Genomic DNA, 13,455 nt, shown 5'->3' with positions numbered 1-13,455 from the left:
GTGGGAATTTTTCTACTATCAGTTGCGCTGCTGCTTGTTTTTGTAGCGCTTATTGCAAAGCCCGTAGGTATTTATATAGCGAATGTGTTTTCAAACGATAAAAACACTAGCTTGGTAGGGAAGATAGAATCGGTGATGTTTAAAGCGGCAGGAATTAAAGGGCATAATCAGACGTGGAAGCAATATGCACTTGCTCTCGTTTTGGCGAATACGTTTATGATTTTTGTGGTGTATCTTATCTTCCGGTTTCAAGCGGTACTGCCGCTTAACCCAAGCCACATCAAAGGAATGGATCCGGCCCTTGCTTTTAACACGGCCATTAGTTTTATGACAAATACGAACTTGCAGCACTACAGCGGTGAATCAGGTTTGTCTTATTTCTCGCAGATGGCCGCCGTTGTATTTATGATGTTTGCTGCACCAGCAACAGCCCTTGCAGTAGCAATCGCTTTTATTCGTGGGTTGGCAGGGAAGGACATGGGAAACTTTTTTGTTGATTTTGTGAAATCAATTACGCATGTTTTACTTCCTATTGCTTTTATAACAGGCATTTTATTTGCGTTTTTAGGTGTTCCTCAAACGTTAAGCGGAACGGTGACTGCCCATACATTAGAAGGGGCATCCCAGCAAATAGCAAGGGGACCAGTTGCTTCTTTTCTTTCAATCAAAGAGCTAGGCAACAACGGAGGGGGATTTTTTGGTGTCAATTCAGCTCATCCATTTGAAAATCCTAATGCGTGGAGCAATGTATTACAAATCGTCCTTATGCTTTTGTTGCCAACCGCACTTCCTTTTACGTACGGAAAAATGATCGGACAGCGTAAACAAGGTCGCATCTTGTTTATATCGATGAGTATGCTCTTTATTGTTATCTTAAGTACAGCGTTTGTAACAGAGTGGGGTGGCAACCCTAGACTTGATGCTTTTCATTTGAATGAAGCGAGCGGTTATATGGAAGGGAAAGAAGTTCGTTTTGGTGTCGGCATGTCAACTCTGTACGCCATCGTGACGACAGCAAGTGAAACAGGCGCAGTCAATGCCATGCACGATACCCTTACGCCTCTTACCGGGTTATTGACACTTGGAAATATGATGTTAAATACCGTATTTGGCGGTGTCGGAGCAGGATTTATGAATGTCATGATGTACGTCATCATCGCCGTATTTTTATCAGGTTTAATGGTTGGAAGAACCCCGGAATACGTAGGTAAAAAAATTGAAGGAAAAGAAATGAAGCTCATTGCCGTGACGCTTATTCTGCAGCCGCTGCTAATTTTAGGGGGAACCGCCGTAGCGCTCACTACTCATTTAGGAATGGAAGGTATATCAAACCCAGGCTTTCACGGGTTAAGCCAGGCACTGTATGAATTTACGTCGTCAGCAGCAAACAATGGATCCGGTTTTGAAGGACTCGGTGACGCAACTCCGTTTTGGAACATTTCTACGGGAATTGTTATGTATATTGGACGCTACTTCGGACTAATTACGATGCTGGCGGTATCGAGCTCACTAGCATCTAAGCAGCTTGTTCCTGAAACACCTGGGACATTTAAAACGGATACGTCTTTATTTAGCGGCATTTTAATTGGAACTACCGTTATTGTAGGGGCGCTTACGTTTTTCCCGGTGCTTGTACTTGGGCCGGTTGCTGAGTATTTGACACTGTAATCAAGAAAGCGGAGGATTATAATGAATAAACGGAATTTTATGAATAATCTTGAATTAGATCGTAACAGTCACATTCAAGGTTCTGTAGATAAACAAACTTCATCGATTTTTATTCAATCAGTAAAGCAGGCTTTTATCAAGCTAAGTCCAAGAACGATGATAAAAAACCCTATCATGTTCGTAGTAGAAATCGGGTTTGTTATTACGCTTTTTTTAGCTGTTGTTCCAGACCTTTTCGGAGAAAGTACAGTAAGCGCAGGCTTTAATATTGCCGTATCCCTCGTTTTATTTTTCACAATTGTTTTTGCTAATTTTGCAGAAGCATTAGCAGAAGGACGAGGAAAAGCGCAGGCAAACTCATTAAAGCAATCGAAAGGTGACATTACAGCTAATAAACTTCAAAACGGGCAAATGATACAAGTTTCGGCATCGCAACTAAAAAAAGGAGACATCGTCGTCGTTTCACAAGGCGAGATGATTCCTGGAGATGGAGAAATCATTAAAGGACTGGCGTCTGTTGATGAATCGGCTATTACGGGTGAATCGGCACCTGTTATGAAAGAAGCAGGGGGAGATTTTAACTCTGTAACGGGAGGTACAAGAGTTGTCAGCGATGAAATTACAGTTAAAATTACGTGTGAGCAAGGTGAATCATTTTTAGATAAAATGATTTCGCTTGTTGAAGGAGCAGAGCGTCAAAAAACGCCAAATGAAATTGCGCTAAACACGGTTTTAACAAGTCTGACGATTATTTTCTTACTAGTTGTTGTGACGCTTCCTGTATTTACAAATTACTTACATTTTCAGCTCGACACGGCTATTTTAATTTCACTGCTCGTCTGCCTCATTCCTACGACAATTGGAGGATTATTATCGGCTATTGGAATTGCTGGGATGGACCGAGTTACTCAGTTTAACGTGATCGCCATGTCAGGAAAAGCAGTAGAAGCAGCTGGTGACATCAATACAATTATTTTAGATAAAACCGGCACCATTACGTTTGGAAACCGAATGGCTCATCAATTAACGACTGTAGAAGGCATAGACGAACGTGAACTTTACAAATGGGCGTTTGTTTCTTCTCTTTACGACGAAACGCCAGAAGGGCGCTCAGTTGTTGATTTTATTCAAAGCCGTATGGGAGTAGAAGATCTTAGAAAAACGCAGGGAACATTTGTAGAATTCAAAGCTGAAACGCGAATGAGCGGTATTGACTTAGAGAATGTATCTGTACGAAAAGGGGCAGTGGACGCCGTCACGGCATGGGTAGAGTCAAAGGGCGGGAAGGTTCCCTCTGATTTGCAGCAAAAAGCAAACGAAATTGCAGGAGCTGGTGGCACGCCGCTTGCCGTCGCCGATGATGATAAAATCTATGGCTTAATTTATTTAAAAGACACGGTAAAACCAGGAATGAAAGAACGCTTTGATGAACTTCGTAGAATGGGTATTAAAACGGTTATGTGTACAGGAGATAATCCGTTAACCGCTGCAACCATTGCAAAAGAAGCTGGAGTAGATGAATTTATTGCGGAATGCAAGCCAGAAGACAAGATTCAAGTAATTAAATATGAACAGCAGCAAGGAAAGCTAGTTGCTATGACAGGTGACGGGACAAACGATGCCCCTGCGCTTGCTCAAGCTGATGTTGGCTTAGCAATGAACAGCGGAACCTCAGCTGCTAAAGAAGCAGCAAATATGGTGGACTTAGATTCTGATCCCACTAAAATCATTGAAGTCGTTTCAATTGGAAAACAGCTATTAATGACAAGGGGTGCCTTAACTACATTCAGTATCGCAAACGATATTGCTAAGTATTTCGCTATTATTCCAGCCATGTTTACCTTGGCGATTCCGCAAATGGAGGCTCTTAACGTAATGAAGCTGAATTCACCTCTATCTGCCGTATTGTCAGCGCTTATTTTTAATGCGGTCATTATCCCGCTGTTAATTCCCTTAGCCATGAAGGGAATTGCGTATAAGCCGATGAGTTCTAACGCCCTGCTGCGAAAAAATTTGTTCATTTACGGATTAGGTGGGGTATTGGTTCCCTTCATTGGGATTAAAGCGATTGACTTACTACTTTCATTTGTAATGTAGAGGAGAAGAAACGATGATACAAACAGAACGAATGGGAAGCATTATTGTTCGCTTAACAATTATGATGATAATTCTTTGTGGTCTTATTTATCCTGTTGTGATGACAGGCATTGCTCAGACGGCTATTCCAAGTAAAGCAAATGGCAGCTTAATCTATTCAAACAAGCATCAAGTTATCGGTTCTAAGCTGATAGGGCAGCAGTTTACGAGCAATGCATTTTTTCATGGCAGAGTCTCTAGTATTGATTATAACGGGGCAGGGTCTGGCTCGTTGAATTTAGCACCTTCAAATAAAGATCTTACGAACCGTATCGAAAGATCAGTAGCGGCGTGGAAAAAAGAAAACGAGGTACCAAAAGGCGGAATTCCAATTGATGCCGTCACAAATTCGGCTTCTGGACTCGATCCGGATATTACGCCACAAGCTGCATATGCACAAGTAGAGCGCGTAGCAAAAGCAGCGCATATTAACACCAACACGCTAAAAGAGCTGATCAAAGAACATACTCAGCAAGGAGCTTTTGGTGCAAAACGAGTAAATGTAGTAGAGCTAAATTTAGCTGTTCAACGAGAGCGCTAATTACATGCACTCGCTTCATGTATTGAAGCGAGTGTGATAAAGGGGCCTGAACAATGAAAGAAAAAGAAGCTCATCCATACTTTCGAAGAAAAACTCCGGAAGAACTATTGCGTGAACTTCATGATCAGAAGCGCGGAAAGCTTAAACTCTACATCGGTGCGGCGCCGGGAGTAGGAAAGACGTATAAAATGCTTCAAGATGCGCACGATTTAGTCAAAGAAGGCGTAGATGTCGTAGTTGGATATGTAGAAGCACACGGCAGGAATGAGACTGAGGCGATGATCGGAAATCTAGAAGTAATCCAAAAAGAAACCATTTTTTATAAGGGAAAAGAATTACAAGAGCTTGATTTGCTGGCGATTGTAAGAAGGCGGCCAAAAGTTGTAATTATCGATGAACTCGCTCATACAAATGTGCCGACAAGCCGCCATAAAAAACGTTTTGAAGATGTTTCTTACCTGCTCAACCAAGGTATTTCAGTCATGTCAGCAATGAATATTCAGCATATGGAAAGCGTACATGATCTCGTATATGCTGTTACCCAGGTAAAAGTTCGTGAAACAGTGCCAGATTTATTTATCCAGCAAGCAGATGAAATTCAGCTTGTGGATGTTACGCCAGAACAGCTGCAAAAGCGTCTTCGTGAAGGCAAAATATACGAAGTTCATAAAATTGAACAAAGCCTGCAGTCTTTTTTTAAGCTCGCAAATCTCCATGCCCTTCGTGAATTAACGCTCAGAGAAATAGCGGATGAAGTGGACGGTAAGCTCATTCATTCCCATGAAATTGGCGTAACAGGTATTTGCGAACGCATTTTAGTATGCATTCAATACAGTGAAACAGCTGAAAAATTGATTCGAAGAGGCTGGAGAATGGCAAACCGATTGAAAGCAGATTTGCTGCTGCTTCATGTTTTGACAGGCGAGCAAACTGAAAGGCAAAAAGCACAAATCAAAGAGTGGCAGGAATTTGCTGATCGCTTTCACGCATTGCTAATTGTTGAAGAAGCTAAAAAGCAAAAACCAGCTGCAGTGATTGTGAACGTAGCCAAGCAGTATCGCGTTACTCAAATCTTACTAGGACAATCAGCGAGGACAAGGTGGGAAGAGATTCGAAAAGGGTCTATTGTGAATACGATTATGAGACAGACTCATAACATCGACATTCATATTGTTTCAGATTCAGCAAAGCAATGACAATAAAATGGATGTATAATAAAAGGAGAATATGAGTGAATATTGCGTTCTTTTTACTCCCCAAAAAAGAAGTCGTTACCCTGTCGACACAGTCAACTGTTCGTCAAGCATTGGAGAAAATGGAGTATCATCGCTACTCTTCTGTACCGCTCATTAACCAAAAAGGAGAATATGTAGGGACTTTGGCAGAAGGAGACTTGCTATGGAAAATAAAAAGCCTAGAGCATATAGAACTTCATGAGCTAGAACACCTACGAATTGAAGAGGTCCCAAGGCATCGCGATTATGAACCTATCACCATTAATGATGAAATGGAAAGTATTTTGTCACGCGCGTCTGAACAAAATTTTGTACCAGTTGTAGATGATCAAAATATTTTTATTGGACTCGTGCGGCGAAGAGAGATTATAGAGTATTGTATCTCTCAACTTTTTATACATGGAGAAACGCCTTTAAATGTGAAGATTTAGTTAAGTTTGCGTAAAAAACATAATTTTTACATAAAAGGTAGTCTCTTTTTATATAATTAATGTTATAATAAGAGATGTAAAGACGAAACTTGCGTAATGTAAGCCTCTAACATTTGTTAGAGGTTCTTTTTTTACATAACATAAAACATTTGATTTCAGTTCTTTCTATGATTAAGTTAGAATAAGTGTTAAAGTAAGAGGTTTCTTGCTTTTTTACATAAGAAAAGTGAGCTGTACAAAGGAGACAAAGTATATTGACTACGGAAAAAACAAAAAGCGATCAATTACGCAGCATATTCAAAACTATTATCTTCGCTATCGCTCTAGTATTTATGATTCGCGCATTTTTATTTTCTCCGTATATTGTAGAAGGCGCTTCAATGAACCCAACGCTGCATAACGGAGAGCGTTTGTTTGTGAATAAACTGTCGTATTCGCTCCATGATATTCGCCGCGGAGATATTGTGATTATTAAAGATGAGGCTAAGAATAAGCATTATGTAAAAAGAGTAATCGGTCTGCCAGGTGAAAAAATCGAAATGAAAAAAGATCAGCTTTATATTGATGATAAAAAAGTAAGTGAACCTTATTTAAAAACGAATCGTCAAATTGCCAATAACATGGATATGGAGCTCACAGGAGATTTTGAACCCGTTCAAATACCTAAAAACGAAGTATTTGTAATGGGTGATAACCGTCTGTACAGTATGGATAGCCGCAATGGTCTAGGTCTCATTGATGAGAAACGGATTGTCGGAAAAAGCGAATTTGTATTTTACCCCATTAAAAAAATAAGAAAAACAACGTAAAAAGAAATGCCGGCGAAGGTATTTCTTTTTTTGTGCCTATGTCTACTCGGCTTCTAGATGGGCAAGCTAAGGAAAAAAGGTGTGAATTAATTGAAGACAGCCTATGAAAAACTATTTAAACATTTTAAATTTGTTGATGCTCTTGAGATGAAAAACCGATTAGCAATGGGACCTATACTCACATACGCTTCACGGGAAAACGGAGAAATATCCGATATCGATCTGACTTTTTACGAAAAACGAGTAGGGGGCGTCAGTACGGTAATTGTCGGCCCCGCGTTTATCACAGAAAATGGCCAAGTAGCACATGGTCAAATCGGCATTCATCGTGATCAGGTCATACGAAAGCTTCATCAACTAACTCAAATGATTCATAGGAGAGGAGCTAAAGCGATTCTTCAACTATCGCACGGGGGAAGAAAGTGCGTAGAAATGAAAAATAAATGGCAAGCCATTAGCCCAAGTGAAAAGCCTCATAAACGTAAAGGCAAAAAGCCTGTTCAAATGAACGAGCGCGATATAACTTATATTGTTCAAGCGTTTGGCGAAGCTACCACTAGAGCTATGGAAGCAGGATTTGACGGAGTGGAAATTGACGGAGGAAATGAATGTTTACTGCAGCAGTTTATGTCAAGGCAAGCCAATGAACGAAGCGATTCTTATGGGGGAAGCGCAGAAAACCGCTTCACTTTTGCACTTGAAGTTATTCGTGAAGTGACGCGTCGAGCAGCACATGCGGGCAAACCATTTATTGTGGGGTATACATTAGCGCCTAAAGAAAAAGGCTATTTAGGAAATAAAGTGGAAGATACATTTGAGTGGATTGATCGTCTTGTTCATACAGAAATTGATTATTTACATATCAGTGCTTTGCATGAATCTACCTTGGATAGTGAAGAGAATCGTTCACTTCTTTCTTCGATTATTAAGCACGTCAATCACCGTGTCCCTCTTGTAGGTACAGGAGGACTTACGGCAACAGAAGTAGCAGAAGCTTTTGAGCAAGGTCTGGCTTTAATTACGATTGAACAAGCATTAGTCGTACAGCCAGATTGGGTAGAAAAAGTGATAAATAGCGACGAGCCTGCTTCTATGGATATGACGTCATTAGATAAAGATGTGAGTTTGCCTCCTGAAGTGCTGGCTCATTGGAAAGACATGCATAAAAACGACCGCCCTTATTAAGTGAGCGGTCGTTTTTATGTGGTTGACTTAACAAGAAGAATTTTATTTTACTGATACTATAACCAAGCAGCATACATAGACTAAAAGAAAAAATCAAAAACACAGTTGACTTCTAGGAATAGTTAGGATTACAATATAAACAACTTATTCATAAAACGGACAGCTGATCGGACATACCGAAGGCTTCTAGCAAACAACTGTTGGAGGCCTTTTTGTGCTTTCTAACAGAAGATGAAAGTGGAGGGACAACATGAAAAAGTTAATTACGTTTGCACTTATTGGCTTTTTAGCTCAGTTAATTGATGGATCACTCGGAATGGCATACGGGGTGACATCAACTACGCTGCTTTTAACGTTTGGAATTGCACCAGCTGTGGCTTCTGCATCTGTTCACTTAGCAGAAGTTGTAACAACAGCAGCTTCTGGTGTTTCACATATTAAATTTGGAAACGTAGATAAATCGATGGTGTTAAAACTAATTATCCCAGGTTCCATCGGAGCTTTTGTAGGAGCCTGCTTTCTAAGTAATTTACCTGGAGATGCAGTAAGGCCTTACGTTTCAACATTCTTATTGCTCCTAGGAGTTTATGTGTTATTTCGTTTTTTATTTACGTTTAAAACAAACGAAGAAAAGAGCACCAAACCTTTATCGACGAAGCAGTCCATTCCGTTGGGATTAATTGCTGGATTTGCTGATGCTACAGGAGGAGGAGGCTGGGGGCCGATAGCAACGCCTGTATTGCTAGCTAAAAAAGGCACAACAGCCCGGAAAGTCGTTGGAACCGTGGATACAAGTGAATTTGCTATTGCCGTCTCGGCTACACTTGGCTTTTTAATTTCTCTTGGCTGGGAGCAGGTAAACTGGTTCTGGGTAGGCGCCCTTATGATTGGCGGAATTATCGCGGCTCCGATTGCTGCATGGTTTGTTCGTATTATCCCGGCTCACTTGCTTGGTTCACTTGTTGGTGGATTTATCATTTTAACAAATGCTCGAACACTCTTAAACACATGGGTATCCAGCAGCTCAACTCAGATAGCTGTATATGCATTCATACTTATTGTGTGGGCCGCAGCGATCATTTACTCACTGTTACAAGGAAAAAAATATAATCAAAATCGAAACGTAGAAGTTTCGTAATAAAGAGGATGGAATAAAAGTAGCTTAGTTAAAGGAAGATCTGAACGCATTTGATTCTTGATGGAGAATCAAATGCGTTCAGATTTTTTTATGGTTAGAGTGAAGGTAGTTTCATGTATGTAATGGTTTCTAGCTGTTGGTTGGAGGGCAAGGCGAGGACTCCTGCGTGAAAAGCGGAACAGATGAGACCCGGCAGGAGCGGCCGCCCTCGGAAAGCGCAGCCTTGTACGGAAATCAACAGCGGTGTAACAAGGGATCCATGCTAGCGTATTATCCCATTTGTTCGTCTTTAGATTGGGGTGATTTCGTTATGTCTCAATCTCTTTTATTATTTGAATTCCATAAAATAGAGAAGCGTAGATATTTTTTTTGCGTCTTATGATACAATAGACGAGTTCATTCATGAGTGGGAATACTTTCTAACACATATAAAATTCATTGAATCGTCGAGGTGTGAAGAGTAAGTGGTCTATTTTATTTTAGTATTAGTAGCAGCTATCGAAGTAATTGTCTTATTGATTAATCGACCTGTATTTGCAAACATTCCGTATGTTCAAGTATATATTGTTCCTTTGTTAGTAGTAATTGTCATCACGATGTTGCTTTCGCGAAATCCAAAGAGATTTATGCGGTGGTTTAAACAAGGGCTTATTACGATTTCAGTCGTTGTGCTTGTATTCGTACCGGTTCTCTATGCTAAAAATCTCCCGCTGTATGGTTATAATGAAGCAAAAAAAATGCTTGCGCAAAGAGAACAGCTCTTGCTAAGTCAGTTCCAAAAAGGAAAATACGTATATCCAGCAAAAGACAGCCCTAAAAAATACCGTTATCTATTTAAAGTCAATCGTGGAAACGGCATGCTTGAATATGTATTCGACCCATACACAGGCGGTTATGAAGTTGTGACAGATGTGATAAAAAAATAAAGGTTTAGCTTATTTAAAGCTAAGCCTTTTAATATGAGAAAAATTGAAACTTTTTGAAAATCTGTACGTATTTATTAAAGAACGTTCACAAAAAAGTCACAAAAGGAGTTGCATAATGGGAAAGTTAGAATACCGACTGCTAAAGCCTGATGATACATTTGTATCTATTTATCACTATCAATCTATTGAACTTGAACAAATTTTAGCAAGAAGAGAATGCGAATTTTTTGTTAAAGAAGGAGTAACGTATAAACAAACTTCATCTGCAGTCGAAGATGATATACATATTATTTATGTAAAAGAACATGAACATGGACCGAAAGAGCAAGCAGAAGATGATCACAGAGAGATTACATTAGAAGTCCGCGAACTGAATTCTCTTCGAGGACATCCGATTTTATTCGTCTCTTCATTTTATACGCATTTGGACGTATTAAGCTATATCGGAACAGTTTATACATACTACAATGGATGGGAATGGGAAAGAGACTCTGCGGAAATTGATGAAGATCGCAGCGTGTACAGTTTATATGTAACAAAAACAGGCGTAACGTATGAAGGGGGAAAGGCGTAATGTCAAAAACAAAAAAAATGATGGCCGGGGTTTTGACCACAGCTTTAATGACATCGCTCGTTGCCTGTGGTTCAACTGATCAGGCAAGACCAGCTAAACCGAAAGATAAATCGTGTGACAAGTGGAAATGGGATGAAGATACCCAGACGTACTACTGTTCAGATTCTTCTTCTTCCCACAGCGGCTCATATTATCACGGAGGCCGCTACTACGGCTCTAAAAAACAACTGACCTCATCATCGGCCTATAAATCATTTAAATCAAGCAGCTCGTATAAATCTGGAATTGGGAGCGGCTCTAAAGGCGGTTTTGGCGGGTAATGCATAAAGAAAAGCGAGAAATGTTTTATAAAGAAATTGAAGATTTTTGGCACGATTTATACGGAACAGAGTATGCTCTTTATGACGTACATATAGAGTCTTCTCATATCATTGATTCTATTAAAGAAGCTTCAAATCAAATTGGGGAATTATTTTTTAAAACTGCACCTTTACTTCGTTCGTTAGATGATCAGACGCTTTTTTCTTTAGGATTTCCAAAAGACAGCCTCCCGTACCTACGACTGAAAACGATGGAAACAGAAAGTGTGATTTCGCGCCTTGATTTTGCTGTTACGACTGATCAAATCAAGCTTTTAGAACTAAATGCGGATACGCCTACGTTCATTAAAGAATTATTTCATGTAAATGAGTTAGTCTGTCGTCATTTTCAAGTGCAAAACCCTAATAAGCTTGAGGAAGAAAAGCTTGCTTTAGCATTAAAACACGCCATTTTTGAAGCTTATAACGAGCTCGATAGAACGAACTATCCAAACGTCGTTTTTTCTTCTCATGATACACATGAAGAAGATAAGCTAACGACTCTTTATTTAATGAAGCTAGCCGATGTAGATGCTACATACGTTCCATTATCGCAGCTTCGAATTGTCCCTTCCTCTACAGTGGAAGAAGGTGAACATATAGAAGCGGGCGTGTATGATCAATATGGACAAAAAATAGACGTACTTTATCGCCAAACTTATCCGCTTGAACATTTAATTGAAGATGAAGATCCGAGCACGCATGAAAAAGTCGGACACATGCTTTTAACATTGGCACAGCAAAAAAAAGTAGCCATAATCAACCCGCCTTCTGCATTTTTACTGCAGTCCAAAGCCGTGCAAGCACTCATTTGGGCTTTGTATGAACAACATCACCCTTTCTTCACTAAAGAAGAGCATCACATCATTGAAACGTACTTTTTACCAACGTATTTAGAAGAAGATCCATTTATTGAAAGAAAACAAGCATTTGTGAAGAAACCATCTTTTGGTCGTGAGGGAGATACCGTTGAAATTTATAATGAAGATGGAATCAAAATAGACGAAGATCAGCATAAAACATATCAAGAATACACGGCTGTGTATCAACAGTTTATTCCATTGCCAACTGCAACGATGAAGACTCAAACGCAAACAATAGAGGCTCATATCATGTACGGGTGCTTTTTATTAAATGGAAAAGCAAGCGCAGTAGGAATACGAGCTGGAAATCAAATTACGGATAACGAATCGTATTATTTGCCGATTGGATTAAAATGAAAAGGGGAATAAAAATGACACAATGGATTGATTGGGCTAGTATAGGGAGTTTTTTATCTCACGTAGCGGTAGGGTTAGGGCTATTATTTATCGGAGTTATGGTATTTGAATTAACAACAAAGTTTAATGACCGTGAACTCATAAAAAAAGGCAATGTGGCGGTTGCTTTGAAGTTATGGGGAAAAGGAATAGGGCTTGCTATTGTCATTTTTACTGTATGGAGCAACAGCTTAAATTTGGTAGATGCAACTCTTTGGGGAGTAGTAGGTATCATTACTCAAGTAGTGGCATATTGGGTTATTGAATTTATCATGACGCCTAAAACGAGCCTAGCCAAAAAAGTAGAAGAAGGAAATGTAGCGGTTGGAGTAACTCTTTTTGCAGCGTCGGTTGCCGTCGGCCTTATTGTGGCCGGAAGCTTAACATATTAAAAGAAGGCGATTCCTGTTTTACGGGGAATCGCTTTTTTTATGTCCCGATTGCTCGTGTTCACTTAGTAATAATGTACGTGTATTTTCACGATCGGCACGAACAATTTTTTGCTGTGTGTAAAGCGGAATGACAAAGAGCAAAATAAATAAAAAAACATAGCTCATTTTTGTTATCCTCCCATGTAAATTGTAAACGCCTGCTAATAGTGTGTGACAAACAATACGTAAATATAGCATATTTGATTGGATGAACTGGAAAAAATTGAGGGATACAAAAAGAATATAATCTTACCTTCAACAAAAACTAAAAGCAGTATAGAGGCACGTCTTTTATTAAGAAAGGAGTTGGGAAAAGTGAAAAGGTGGCTCATTTTGTGCTTAATGATTATAATCGCAGCTGGATGTGGACGCCCAGATGAAACGTCTCAACCGAGCATTTTCCTTATACCAGAAGGGTACAAAGGATGGGTTATGGTCGAATATGACAAAGATAACGGAAATCCCAGCAAGACAGAAGGAGACTACATTGTATTTAAAGTAAATGACCAGGGAGTCGGGAAAACCAAAACGCTTTTAAGCGGCGGCGGCTGGGCAAGAAATAAATATTTCTATGTAAATAAAAATGGAGAGCGAAAGCAATTGAAGCAGGGGAAGATGATTCATGGAACGACTCAAGGTAACAAAAATCATACGGTAACCTACTTTTTCGTCGGCACCGCAAAAGAGTTCGATAAGGCCGGAGACTATCGAAGAAAACTTACCGAAGAAAGTTCTTCGTAAAAAAAGAAACGTTGCCTCTTCG

Annotated in this window: 15 protein-coding genes; 14 read left to right on the top strand and 1 reads right to left on the bottom strand. The window is 39.8% G+C overall.

What is annotated here, in order from left to right; genetic code table 11:
* Positions 1-6 precede the first annotated feature (6 nt).
* From kdpA to MKY06_RS15425, 13 genes are all read left to right on the top strand, one after another.
* Positions 7-1,668 (top strand): potassium-transporting ATPase subunit KdpA, encoded by a 1,662-nt coding sequence (gene kdpA, locus MKY06_RS15485; RefSeq protein ID WP_170960229.1) that lies wholly within the window; start codon positions 7-9, stop codon positions 1,666-1,668.
* Positions 1,669-1,689: 21 nt separating this feature from the next.
* Entirely contained in the window at positions 1,690-3,765 is a 2,076-nt protein-coding gene (gene kdpB, locus MKY06_RS15480) for a potassium-transporting ATPase subunit KdpB (protein ID WP_064471839.1), read from the top strand.
* A 13-nt stretch (positions 3,766-3,778) separates the two neighbouring features.
* Positions 3,779-4,345, top strand: a complete 567-nt coding sequence (gene kdpC / locus MKY06_RS15475; RefSeq protein ID WP_029322673.1) for a potassium-transporting ATPase subunit KdpC — start codon at positions 3,779-3,781, stop codon at positions 4,343-4,345.
* A gap of 53 nt (positions 4,346-4,398) precedes the next feature.
* Positions 4,399-5,541: a KdpD-like non-kinase potassium sensor gene (gene kdpDN, locus MKY06_RS15470; RefSeq protein ID WP_035439038.1), complete on the top strand. Its 1,143-nt coding sequence runs from the start codon at positions 4,399-4,401 to the stop codon at positions 5,539-5,541.
* A 35-nt stretch (positions 5,542-5,576) separates the two neighbouring features.
* Positions 5,577-6,011: a CBS domain-containing protein gene (locus tag MKY06_RS15465; RefSeq protein ID WP_057273481.1), complete on the top strand. Its 435-nt coding sequence runs from the start codon at positions 5,577-5,579 to the stop codon at positions 6,009-6,011.
* Positions 6,012-6,265: 254 nt separating this feature from the next.
* Positions 6,266-6,820, top strand: coding sequence for a signal peptidase I (lepB, locus tag MKY06_RS15460; RefSeq protein WP_013057720.1), 555 nt, complete (start codon positions 6,266-6,268; stop codon positions 6,818-6,820).
* A 90-nt stretch (positions 6,821-6,910) separates the two neighbouring features.
* The gene (locus MKY06_RS15455; protein ID WP_053487436.1) at positions 6,911-8,005 is read left to right on the top strand and encodes an oxidoreductase; all 1,095 of its coding nucleotides are present in this window, start codon (positions 6,911-6,913) and stop codon (positions 8,003-8,005) included.
* Between the two features lie 250 nt (positions 8,006-8,255).
* Entirely contained in the window at positions 8,256-9,143 is an 888-nt protein-coding gene (locus MKY06_RS15450) for a sulfite exporter TauE/SafE family protein (protein ID WP_013057718.1), read from the top strand.
* 464 nt (positions 9,144-9,607) lie between these two features.
* The gene (locus tag MKY06_RS15445) at positions 9,608-10,069 is read left to right on the top strand and encodes a hypothetical protein (RefSeq protein WP_013057717.1); all 462 of its coding nucleotides are present in this window, start codon (positions 9,608-9,610) and stop codon (positions 10,067-10,069) included.
* 115 nt (positions 10,070-10,184) lie between these two features.
* Positions 10,185-10,643 carry a hypothetical protein gene (locus tag MKY06_RS15440; RefSeq protein WP_098277625.1) on the top strand — a complete coding sequence of 153 codons (459 nt, stop codon included), beginning with the start codon at positions 10,185-10,187 and terminating at the stop codon, positions 10,641-10,643.
* Positions 10,643-10,963, top strand: coding sequence for a hypothetical protein (locus MKY06_RS15435; RefSeq protein WP_013057715.1), 321 nt, complete (start codon positions 10,643-10,645; stop codon positions 10,961-10,963). The genes MKY06_RS15440 and MKY06_RS15435 overlap by 1 nt, the downstream gene beginning before the upstream one ends.
* Entirely contained in the window at positions 10,963-12,222 is a 1,260-nt protein-coding gene (locus MKY06_RS15430) for a glutathionylspermidine synthase family protein (protein WP_029322660.1), read from the top strand. The genes MKY06_RS15435 and MKY06_RS15430 overlap by 1 nt, the downstream gene beginning before the upstream one ends.
* 14 nt (positions 12,223-12,236) lie before the next feature.
* Entirely contained in the window at positions 12,237-12,653 is a 417-nt protein-coding gene (locus MKY06_RS15425) for a DUF350 domain-containing protein (RefSeq protein WP_013057713.1), read from the top strand.
* Between the two features lie 18 nt (positions 12,654-12,671).
* On the opposite strand, the gene MKY06_RS15420 is transcribed toward MKY06_RS15425, so the two are convergent.
* Positions 12,672-12,818 (bottom strand): hypothetical protein, encoded by a 147-nt coding sequence (locus MKY06_RS15420; RefSeq protein WP_016764718.1) that lies wholly within the window; start codon positions 12,816-12,818, stop codon positions 12,672-12,674.
* Between the two features lie 189 nt (positions 12,819-13,007).
* On the opposite strand from MKY06_RS15420, the gene MKY06_RS15415 reads away from it, so the two are divergent.
* Positions 13,008-13,433: a DUF6843 domain-containing protein gene (locus MKY06_RS15415; protein ID WP_013057712.1), complete on the top strand. Its 426-nt coding sequence runs from the start codon at positions 13,008-13,010 to the stop codon at positions 13,431-13,433.
* Positions 13,434-13,455 lie beyond the last annotated feature (22 nt).

Origin of the sequence: Priestia sp. FSL P4-0332 (assembly GCF_038005845.1) — a bacterium.
Classification (GTDB): domain Bacteria; phylum Bacillota; class Bacilli; order Bacillales; family Bacillaceae_H; genus Priestia.
Note: the sequence above shows the minus strand (reverse complement) of the source record. Positions and strands in the feature narration are given on the sequence as shown.

Coding starts and splice junctions, on each gene's coding strand:
- kdpB (WP_064471839.1), top strand. CDS start 1,690: ATGAATAAACGGAATTTTATGAATAATCTTGAATTAGATCGTAACAGT.
- MKY06_RS15450 (WP_013057718.1), top strand. CDS start 8,256: ATGAAAAAGTTAATTACGTTTGCACTTATTGGCTTTTTAGCTCAGTTA.
- MKY06_RS15435 (WP_013057715.1), top strand. CDS start 10,643: ATGTCAAAAACAAAAAAAATGATGGCCGGGGTTTTGACCACAGCTTTA.
- MKY06_RS15425 (WP_013057713.1), top strand. CDS start 12,237: ATGACACAATGGATTGATTGGGCTAGTATAGGGAGTTTTTTATCTCAC.
- kdpC (WP_029322673.1), top strand. CDS start 3,779: ATGATACAAACAGAACGAATGGGAAGCATTATTGTTCGCTTAACAATT.
- MKY06_RS15420 (WP_016764718.1), bottom strand. CDS start 12,818: ATGAGCTATGTTTTTTTATTTATTTTGCTCTTTGTCATTCCGCTTTAC.
- MKY06_RS15440 (WP_098277625.1), top strand. CDS start 10,185: ATGGGAAAGTTAGAATACCGACTGCTAAAGCCTGATGATACATTTGTA.
- kdpDN (WP_035439038.1), top strand. CDS start 4,399: ATGAAAGAAAAAGAAGCTCATCCATACTTTCGAAGAAAAACTCCGGAA.
- MKY06_RS15430 (WP_029322660.1), top strand. CDS start 10,963: ATGCATAAAGAAAAGCGAGAAATGTTTTATAAAGAAATTGAAGATTTT.